10 protein-coding genes are annotated in these 8,870 nt (G+C 70.0%); 3 read left to right on the plus strand and 7 right to left on the minus strand.

From position 1 onward, the window contains the following. Nucleotides 1-15 precede the first annotated feature (15 nt). From PCA_RS13965 to hemW, 3 genes are read left to right on the plus strand one after another with little or no spacing between them, the layout of a single operon-like run. Nucleotides 16-405: a VOC family protein gene (locus PCA_RS13965; RefSeq protein WP_181303227.1), complete on the plus strand. Its 390-nt coding sequence runs from the start codon at nucleotides 16-18 to the stop codon at nucleotides 403-405. Further along, on the plus strand, nucleotides 402-1,001 hold the full coding sequence (gene rdgB, locus PCA_RS13970; RefSeq protein WP_181303228.1) for an RdgB/HAM1 family non-canonical purine NTP pyrophosphatase: 600 nt from the start codon (nucleotides 402-404) through the stop codon (nucleotides 999-1,001). Before PCA_RS13965 ends, rdgB begins: the two co-directional genes overlap by 4 nt. After that, nucleotides 998-2,164: a radical SAM family heme chaperone HemW gene (gene hemW, locus PCA_RS13975; protein WP_181303229.1), complete on the plus strand. Its 1,167-nt coding sequence runs from the start codon at nucleotides 998-1,000 to the stop codon at nucleotides 2,162-2,164. Before rdgB ends, hemW begins: the two co-directional genes overlap by 4 nt. 16 nt (nucleotides 2,165-2,180) lie before the next feature. Here hemW and PCA_RS13980 read toward each other — a convergent pair whose 3' ends face one another. The 7 genes from PCA_RS13980 to PCA_RS14010 form a co-directional block, all read right to left on the minus strand. After that, a complete protein-coding gene (locus PCA_RS13980; RefSeq protein ID WP_181303230.1) occupies nucleotides 2,181-2,828 on the minus strand; it encodes a hypothetical protein in 648 nt (215 codons plus the stop codon). 7 nt (nucleotides 2,829-2,835) lie between these two features. After that, the gene (locus PCA_RS13985; protein WP_219918827.1) at nucleotides 2,836-3,321 is read right to left on the minus strand and encodes a nitrous oxide reductase accessory protein NosL; all 486 of its coding nucleotides are present in this window, start codon (nucleotides 3,319-3,321) and stop codon (nucleotides 2,836-2,838) included. A gap of 17 nt (nucleotides 3,322-3,338) precedes the next feature. Beyond that, nucleotides 3,339-4,169, minus strand: coding sequence for an ABC transporter permease subunit (locus PCA_RS13990; protein ID WP_181303232.1), 831 nt, complete (start codon nucleotides 4,167-4,169; stop codon nucleotides 3,339-3,341). Continuing rightward, complete coding sequence (locus PCA_RS13995) at nucleotides 4,166-5,095, minus strand: ABC transporter ATP-binding protein (RefSeq protein WP_343204463.1); 930 nt, start codon at nucleotides 5,093-5,095, stop codon at nucleotides 4,166-4,168. The genes PCA_RS13990 and PCA_RS13995 overlap by 4 nt, the downstream gene beginning before the upstream one ends. Further along, nucleotides 5,085-6,332, minus strand: a complete 1,248-nt coding sequence (locus PCA_RS14000; protein ID WP_219918829.1) for a nitrous oxide reductase family maturation protein NosD — start codon at nucleotides 6,330-6,332, stop codon at nucleotides 5,085-5,087. Before PCA_RS14000 ends, PCA_RS13995 begins: the two co-directional genes overlap by 11 nt. A gap of 5 nt (nucleotides 6,333-6,337) precedes the next feature. Beyond that, a complete protein-coding gene (locus tag PCA_RS14005) occupies nucleotides 6,338-8,446 on the minus strand; it encodes a 4Fe-4S binding protein (RefSeq protein WP_219918831.1) in 2,109 nt (702 codons plus the stop codon). Between the two features lie 95 nt (nucleotides 8,447-8,541). After that, nucleotides 8,542-8,870, minus strand: a 329-nt coding sequence (locus PCA_RS14010; RefSeq protein ID WP_181303235.1) for a c-type cytochrome, incomplete at its 5' end; no start/stop codon positions are given.

Here is an 8,870-nt window from a genome sequence, read left to right on the forward strand (position 1 = left end):
GGCGATCCCGCACCCATGAGCCAATACATCGCCAGCTTCGTGCTCGTCGTGGCGGACTACGACGAGGCGATCCGGTACTACACGCAGGCGCTCGGCTTCGAGTTGCGCGAGGATTCGCCGCGCGGCGACGGCAAGCGCTGGGTGCTGGTGGCGCCGCGCGGCGCCACGACGGCCATCCTGCTGGCGAAGGCCGCGGACGAGGCCCAGGGCGCGTGCATCGGCAAGCAGACCGGCGGCCGCGTCGGCTTCTTCCTGCACACGGACGATTTCGATCGCGACTTCGCCGCGATGACGGCGCGCGGCGTGCGCTTCGCCGAAGCGCCGCGCCATGAAGCCTATGGAACCGTGGCGGTCTTCGAGGACCTGTACGGCAACCGCTGGGACCTGCTGCAGCCGAAGCCATGAAACTCGTCCTCGCCAGCAGCAACCCCGGCAAGCTGAGGGAATTCGGCGCCCTGTTCGCCGACAGCGGCTTCGACGTGGTGCCGCAGGCCAGCCTCGGCGTGGACGACGCCGAGGAAACCGGCCTCAGCTTCGTCGAGAACGCGCTGCTCAAGGCGCGCCACGCCGCGCGCGCCACCGGCCTGCCCGCGCTGGCCGACGACTCGGGGCTGTGCGTGGATCACCTCGGCGGCGCGCCCGGCCTGTATTCCGCCCGCTACAGCGGCGACCACGGCAACGCAGCGGCCAACAACGCCAAGCTGCTGCAGGCCCTCGAAGGCGTGCCGGAGGAACGGCGCAGCGCCTTCTTCATCGGCGTGCTCGTCCTGCTGCGCCACGCCGAGGACCCTGCCCCGCTGATCGCGGAAGGCCGCTGGTACGGACGCATCCTCACCGAAGGGCGCGGCACCGGCGGCTTCGGCTACAACCCGGTGTTCCTGCCGGACGGCTACGCGCAGAGCGTGGCCGAGATGGACGACGCGCTGAAGAACCGCCTCAGCCATCGCGGCCAGGCGCTCGCCCTGCTGCACGAAAGGCTGCGCGAACTGCACTGGCAATGAGCCTCGCCGCACCGCCGCTGGCGCTGTACGTGCACATGCCGTGGTGCGTGAAGAAGTGCCCGTACTGCGACTTCAACTCGCACGGCCTGCGCGGCGCGCCGCCGCCCTATGCCGAGTACGCGGACCTGCTGCTGGCCGACCTGGACGCCGACCTTGCCGACTTCGGCGCGGCCGCGCGCGGCCGCGACATCGTCAGCGTGTTCTTCGGCGGCGGCACGCCCAGCCTGTTCGCGCCGGACCACATCGCGCGCTTCCTCGACGGCGCCCGCGCACGCCTGCCCTTCGCCGGCGACTGCGAAATCACCCTGGAGACCAATCCCGGCACGGTCGAGCACGGCCGCTTCGACGGCTATCTCGCGGCGGGCGTGAACCGCCTTTCCTTCGGCATCCAGAGTTTCGACGACGACAAGCTGCGCCGCCTCGGCCGCATCCATTCCGCGGGCGAAGCGGAGGCCGCCGTGAAGTCGGCGCAGGACGCCGGCTACGCCAACATCAACCTCGACCTGATGTACGCGCTGCCGACGCAGGACCTCGACGGCGCGCTGGCCGACGTCGAGCGCGCCATCGCGCTCGCGCCCACGCACGTCTCGCACTACCAGCTCACGCTGGAACCGAACACCGCCTTCGCCGCCAACCCGCCGCCGCTGCCCGACGACGACCACGCCTGGGCCATGCAGGAAGCCTGCGAGGCGCGCCTGGCGGCGGCCGGCTACGGCCAGTACGAGATTTCCGCCTATGCGCAGGCCGGCCGGCGCTGTGCGCACAACCTCAACTACTGGCAGTTCGGCGACTACCTCGGCATCGGCGCCGGCGCGCACGGCAAGCTCAGCGACGCGGCCGCCGGCCAGGTGCGCCGACGCTGGAAGACCCGCCACCCGCGGGCCTACATGGAAGCAGTCGGCGGCGCAGCGCGCATCGGCGGCGACGGCGCGGTCGACGCCGACGAGCTGCCGTTCGAATACATGCTCAACGCGCTGCGCCTGATCGACGGCGTGCCGCTGGCCGACTTCGCCGCACGCACCGGCCTGCCGCCGGAACGCATCGCCGCGCCGCTGGCCGCGGCGCGCCGCCGCGGCTGGCTGGTCGACGATCCGCACTGGCTGCGCACCACCGCGCTGGGCCAGCGTTTCCTCAACGACGTGATTTCCGGCTTCCTCGACTGAGCAGGCTGCGCGCGCGTCAGTGCAGCCCCAGCGTCGGCGACTGCGCCAGCGCCTTCAGGAACGCCAGCACCACCCCGGAGCTGCCTTCCTGCAGCGGCAGCGCTACCGGACTGTCGACCACCGCGCCGTCCGGCCGGTGCACGTGCACGGCGCCGGCCACGCCCGGATGGACGGCCGGCGCGGTATCCAGCCGCCAGGCTTCGTCGGCGAGGTTCCACTCGAACGACCAGGCCTGCGGCGTCTGCATGCGCACCAGCGCCTGGACGCCTGACGTGCCCCGGAAGGCGATGCCGTCATGGTGCAGCCGCATGCCGCCCGCGAACACGGCCGGCAGCACGGGCTGGATCGCATACGCCAGGGCGGCCAGGCCGGAGCGGGGCGGCGGCAGGCGCTTCGCGCCGTTCGCGACCAGGCAGCGCCATTGCAAGGTGTCGTGCAGGGCGCGCTCGCGATCGTCGATCAGGCGCACGGCCAGCCACGCGTCGTAACCGGGGTGTTCGGGCAGGCTGCCGTCGCGCACCGCCGCCAGTATTTCGTCGGCCTCGCCGCATCCGGTCGCCGCCAGCAGGCGCTTGCGCCGTTCGCGCAGTTCGTACATCCGTCGCGACACGTCGGAAATCGCCGTGGCGGCCCGCGGGTCGACATTCTCGAAGAAGTTCGTCATGTGTCCCTCACATGCCCATGTCGCCGCCGGCGGCGCCGTCCAGGCGCACCATGTCCGGCGTGATCTGCGCGTAGCCCAGCACTTCCCCGCCGAACTCGCGCGCGAACGCTTCCGCGTCCGCGCGCACGGCGAAGCTCGCCAGCGTGGGGCCCATGCTGCCGTGGCGGCGCGAACCGCGCACGTAGAAGGCCTTGGTCGCATCGGTCCAGTGCCCGTGCGGGTGATCCCAGTCGGCATGCCCCATGTCCTGGGTGTACGCCCCGGCCACGGCGCGTACCTGCTCGGGCTGCAGCAGCATCGACAGCAGCTCCACCGTGTCGCAGAAGTACGCGGTCTTGCCGTCCGCATAGTTGATCTGGCCCTTGGGGCCGGGGTAGTCGGCCAGCGTCATGCCGTCCAGCTCGCACTGCGCGCCTGCCTGCGGCTCGAACGGCCCTGGCGTCGCCACCTGCTGCGCGCAGGCGGCAAGCAACAGCGCAAGCAATCCGGGCATCCAACGTCGCATCGATTTCATCGGAACCTCCAAAGGGCCGCGCCCAGCGGCGCGACGATCCAGGCGAGCAGCACGCCGTACAGGGTGGCGGCCGCATTCCAGCCCTGGGCGGTCAAGGTGCCCAGGCCGAACGAACTGCGCAGCGCATCTGCGCCGAACACGTTGATCGCGCGGAACACGTCCGCGGGATTGAGCAGCAGCACATACGGCGCCCAGGTCGAGGCGTGGCTGCCCGCCGTGGCCACCAGCACGCCCAGCAGCGACAGGTCGAACACCAGCACGAAGCCGAACCACAGCGCGATCGCGGCGCCGGTGGCCCGCGTGCGGTCCCGCGCCACGGTGGACACCAGCACGGCGAGGCTGAGGAAGGCCAGGCCCAGCATCAGCGCACTGCCCACGAAGCGCAGGTAGATCGCCAGCGCGGTCAGGTCCATCGAGGGCGCCAGCGGCACCAGCGCGGCGCCGAAACCCACCAGCGTCGCCATCGCCAGGGCCGCGGCCAGCCCCAGGTATTTGCCGAGCAGCAGCTCGGCCCGGGTGATCGGTTGCGACAGCAGCAGGTCCAGCACGCCGCGCTCGCGCTCGCCGACCACGGCGTCGAAACCCAGCAGCAAGGCGATCAGCGGCACCAGGTAGATCGCCAGGCTGGTCAGGCTGGCCACCGTGACGGCGGCGCTGCGCAAGCCCAGCACGCCCGACTGGGCGCCGCCGAAATACGCGATCAGCAACGCGAACGCACCGAATACCACGGCCACCGCCAGCACCCAGCGGTTGCGCAGGCGGTCCCGCCATTCCTTGGCCGCGATCGCGGCCACCAGGCGCCATTGCCAGTGCGATGCGGGCCTCATGCCGCACGCTCCACCCAGGTGGTGCCGCGCTGGTGGTGCAGGAACACGTCCTCCAGCGTGGGCTCGGTCAGCGTGTACTCCTGCAGGTCGCCGGACAGCCCGGCCAGCACGCGCAGCAGCGTCATGCGATGGGGCTTCGCCACGATCGCGTGCACCGTGCCGTCGGGGGCATCCAGGGGCACGAGGCCGGCGGCCAGCAGGGCGCCCTTCACGCGCTCGCGGGCGCCTTCGCGGGGCGTCAGCGCCAGCCCGGCGGGCAGCCCGGAGGCGGCGGCCAGCGCGGCCACCGTGCCCGTGGCCACCAGCTTGCCGCTGGCCATGATCACCAGGCGATCCACGCGCGACTGGATCTCGGCCAGCAGATGCGAACTCAGCAGTATCGTGGTTCCCGCGTTCTTCAGCTGTTGCAACTGGTCGTAGAAGTCATGGATGGCTTCCGGGTCCAGGCCGTTGGTGGGTTCGTCCAGCAGCAGCAGGCGGGGCTCGCCCAGCAGCGCCTGCGCGAAGCCCAGGCGCTGGCGCATGCCCTTGGAGTATTCGCGCACGGCACGATGCATCGCCCCGGCCAGCCCCACGCGTTCGAGCAGGTCCTTGCAGCCTGCGGGATCGGCGGATTTCAGCCGCGCGAAGAAGCGCAGGGTCTCCAGTCCCGACAGGTTGTCGTACAGCGCCACGTGTTCGGGCAGGTAGCCGATCGCGCGGCGCACCTCGCGGAAGCGGCGCCCGCGCACCGGCTCGCCGAACAGCAGGATGTCTCCCGCGTCCGCGGCGATGATGCCCAGCATCATCTTGAACAAGGTGCTCTTGCCGGCACCGTTGTGGCCCGCCAGGCCGACCATCTCGCCTTCCCCGCAGGAAAAGCCGATGCCGTCGACCACCGGCGTCGCGCCATAGCGCTTCACCACGCCCTTGATTTCAACGACCACTGCGTTCAAGCCACTGGCTCCAGTCGGCATGATGGGGACGCATCGCCGGATGCGCATCGATGATGGTGGCCACGCGCAGCACCGGGAATTGCCGCGACACCAGGCTCAGCGCCTGCAGCGCGGGGCTGCTTTGCAGCAGCTTCACGAACGGGTAGCGCGAGACCAGGCGGTCGGTCAGCTCGTTCGCCTCGAACGGCACGTCGCCGTAGCCGTTCGCGTCCGCGTCCCAACCCAGGTAGTTGCTCCAGTAGTTGCCCTCGCGCTTGCCCCACTGCACGTCGCGCGTAGCCACGTAGTTCACCTGCTCGGTATTGCCGATGAAGTCGTTGCCGTCGACTTCGTTGTTGTACGAGCCGGCCCACAGGTGCACGCCCACCGCGTTGCCGACCACCAGGTTGCCGCGCAGGGTGACGTACTCGGCGTCGTAGACGAACAGGCCCTCGCGATTGCCGGCCGAGATGTTGCCGGCGATGGTGGAGTCCTGGATCGTCCGCAGCATGATGCCGTGGCTTTCGTTGCCCCAGGCCACGTTGTCGCGCACGTCGAGGTCCCGCACCTCCATCAGCGCCATGCCGCCGATGTTGTGGAAGCTCTCGTTGCCCTGCCACAGGTTGTGGTAGGAATTCATGTAGTGCGTGCCGTAGCGCACGTCGTGGATGCGGTTGCCGACGAAGCGCGCGTGGTGCGACACGTCCACGTAGATGCCGTCGCGCGCGAAGCTGATGCGGTTGCGCTCGATCGACGCGCCCTGGGTGTTGTACAGCTGGATCGCGTTGCCGCGCTGCGAGGAGATCTTCTCGCGCATGCCGGTGATCAGGTTGTCCGCCACCGTCACCTGGTTGCTCTTTTCGATCCACAGGCCGAACAGCACGTGGGCGAAATCGCAATGGCTGACCACCGCCCGGTCGGAGCCGGGCTGGATGTAGATGCCGGCGTTCTGCGCGCCGAGGTCGTCGCCGCTGTCGCGCACGATCAGCCCTTCGATGCGCACGTCGGGCGACGCGACGCGGATGACGTCGCCCTGGCCGCCGCCGCCGACGGTGGGCCGCCCCACGCCGACCAGCGACAGCGGCTTGTCGATGCGGAAGCCGCCCGCGTACTGGCCGCGCTCGATCTCGACCGTGTCGCCGGGCGCCGCCTGCGCGATCGCCGCGTCGATGCGCTCGCCGGGATGCACGCGCAGCGTCGCCGCGCCCGCGGGCAGCGCCGCGAAGGCCAGCAGCAGGAGGGCGGGCATGCGCTTCATTCGATCAGCTTGATCGGGATGAAGTGGCCGTCGCGGCCGATCGGCGTCAACGGCAGGCCGGCCTTGGCGCGGCGCTTGCGTTCGGCGCTGAGCGGCGGGCAGGCGTGGTCGTCGTGGTAGAGCACGATGCAGTCCAGGCATTGCATGCATTCGGACGGGTCGATGCGCCCCTGCGCGTCGATCGCCTGCGAACCGCAACCCACCGCGCAGGCCTTGCAGGTGGTGCATTCGGCCTTGCGCTTCAGGCCGAACAGGCGGAACCGCGACGGCAGCGCCAGCGCAGCGCCCAGCGGGCACAGGTACTTGCAGAACGGCCGCTCGATGAACATCGAGAGCGCCACCAGCGCCGACCAGAACAGCACGAACGGCCAGCTGCGGTTCCACACGTGGACCATGAAGGTGGTCTTGAACGGCTCCACCTCCGCCATGCGCTCGGCCAGCGCCATGGAGTGGAACGAGGCCGCCACCAGCACCAGCAGCACGACGTACTTCAGCCAGCGCAGGCGGTGGTGCCAGCGCGACGGCAGCGCGAACTGCCAGCGCCCGAGGCCCAGGCGCCGGGCGCCGCGATACAGCAGCTCGCTCATCGAGCCGTACGGGCACAGCCAGCCGCAGAACACGCCGCGGCCCCACAGGGCGACGGTGACCGCGATGAAGACCCAGAACAGGAAGATCAGCGGATCGCTGAGGAACAGGTCCCAGCGCCAGCCGTCGAACGGCGCGTGGACCAGCGTGAGCACCTGCACCACCGACGGCTGCGCAAGCTGCATGAAGCCGACGAAACCCACCGCCACCACCCATGCCGCGATGTGCGGCCACAGGATCCAGCGCTTGTCGTTGCGCCGCGAGCGCGCGGCCCAGCGCATGCGCAGCGCGTAGAACACCGCGACGGCCAGCAGGAAGGCCACGAACGCGGTGATCGTGAAGGCCTTGGCCTTCCACAGCTTCACCCAGGCGGGCGTCGGCTTCTCGACCGTGGGACGACCGCCTTCCAGGTAGCGCGCCGGCAGCCAGTACTCGGCGTTGAAGTTCGCGAAGTCCGCGGCGCCGTGGTCCCCCTCGTGCTTGGACAGGAACGCGAGCCGCCACGGATAGGCGGCTGAAAACGACTTGCCGCGCAGTATGAAGATGCCGGACTCGTCGTACGCCGGAACGCCCGGCAGGTCGATGTGGTACAGGTTGCGGTAGTCGCCGTCGCCGAACTGGTAGGCGTCCGCATCCTGGCTCACCTGGATGCGGTCGTATATGCCGCCGCGCACGAACGCCGAACCCTTGAACGAGCTGCTGCCGCCGTTGATGATGAAGATGGCGTGCTCGCCCGGCTTCAGTTCGCCCATCAGCCGCTGGTACACCGCCTCGCCCAGCACCGCCTTGCCCACCGCCGGTTCGTTGAGGTAGCCGAACCAGAGGTCGACGAAAGGCCGGGCCGCGGCGGGCTCGCCCACCTGCCCGGGCATCACCTTGAGATGGCCCACGCTGCCCTCGGTCACCAGCCCGGCCCAGTCGGACGGTGCAGTTGCAGCGGTGAACCGGGCCTGGGGGCGTTCCACGGCATGGATCAACCCGACCTGGCGTGCCACGGCATAACTGCCACGTCCCACCATCTGGTTCTCGGCCAGCACGGTGACGGTGGCGCCGCTGATGGCGTCCATCGGCACGTTCGTGCCGTCGGCACGGCCGAGTTCGAAATGGGCACCGGCCGGCTTGCCGATGTACTGGGCGACATAACCCACGAGTTTTTCTTCGGGAATGCCCGCCAGCAGGATGGGTTCGCTGTGGCGGAGGATGCGCACGCCGGTGACGCGTCCCTGCGCATCCATGCCCACCAGGGTGACGATGGGCTTGCCCGAGTAGCCGACGATGTCGGGCGTGGTGTCGGTGGACAGGAAGACGTAGCCCACCACCTCGTCGCGACCGTCGTGTTTGCGCAGGCCTTCGACGTAGGCGGGCTGGCCCTTGCGCAGCGAGAAACGCTCGGCGCCCGGCAGCACGCTGCCGCAGGGCGCATAGCGGCACAGATCCGGGCCGGCGAACATCGCGGCCGGCCATTCCGCCTCATACGCTCCGGCCCAGGCGCGGCCGCTGCCGAGCAGCAACGCACACACCACGAACAATCCGTACAGCCATCCGCATCCATGGCCGTGCCGGACCGCGCCCGGACCACGCTGCGAGCCTGCCATCTTCATGTCACGCCCCTGTCTTATTGCGACTTGCCGACCATGTAATCGACGGCTTCCTTGATCGACGCTTCGTCGATGCTGGGGTTGCCGCCGTGCGGCGGCATCGTGCCCTTCGCTCCGGTGAAGCCTTCCAGCGCGTGCTTGTAGAGCACGTCCTTGCCCTGCGCGATGCGCGGAGCCCAATCCTCCTTGTTGCCCAGCACGGGAGCGCCGACGGCGGGGCTGCCATGGCACAGCACGCAGGTGGACTGGTAGACCTTCTCGCCCGGCGCCGGCCCCGCGGCGGCCGCTTCGGCGGCGGGCTGCACCGCCGGGGCCTCGACGGCGGCCGCCGGCGCAGACGGCGCAT

Source organism: Rhodanobacter sp. PCA2, from assembly GCF_013620825.1.
Taxonomy (GTDB): domain Bacteria; phylum Pseudomonadota; class Gammaproteobacteria; order Xanthomonadales; family Rhodanobacteraceae; genus Rhodanobacter_A.

What these genes read in the sequence shown, in the direction of transcription:
- PCA_RS13990 (WP_181303232.1), bottom strand. Translation starts at nt 4,169, where the DNA reads ATGAGGCCCGCATCGCACTGGCAATGGCGCCTGGTGGCCGCGATCGCG.
- PCA_RS13985 (WP_219918827.1), bottom strand. Translation starts at nt 3,321, where the DNA reads ATGCCCGGATTGCTTGCGCTGTTGCTTGCCGCCTGCGCGCAGCAGGTG.
- hemW (WP_181303229.1), top strand. Translation starts at nt 998, where the DNA reads ATGAGCCTCGCCGCACCGCCGCTGGCGCTGTACGTGCACATGCCGTGG.
- PCA_RS13965 (WP_181303227.1), top strand. Translation starts at nt 16, where the DNA reads ATGAGCCAATACATCGCCAGCTTCGTGCTCGTCGTGGCGGACTACGAC.
- rdgB (WP_181303228.1), top strand. Translation starts at nt 402, where the DNA reads ATGAAACTCGTCCTCGCCAGCAGCAACCCCGGCAAGCTGAGGGAATTC.
- PCA_RS14000 (WP_219918829.1), bottom strand. Translation starts at nt 6,332, where the DNA reads ATGCCCGCCCTCCTGCTGCTGGCCTTCGCGGCGCTGCCCGCGGGCGCG.
- PCA_RS13980 (WP_181303230.1), bottom strand. Translation starts at nt 2,828, where the DNA reads ATGACGAACTTCTTCGAGAATGTCGACCCGCGGGCCGCCACGGCGATT.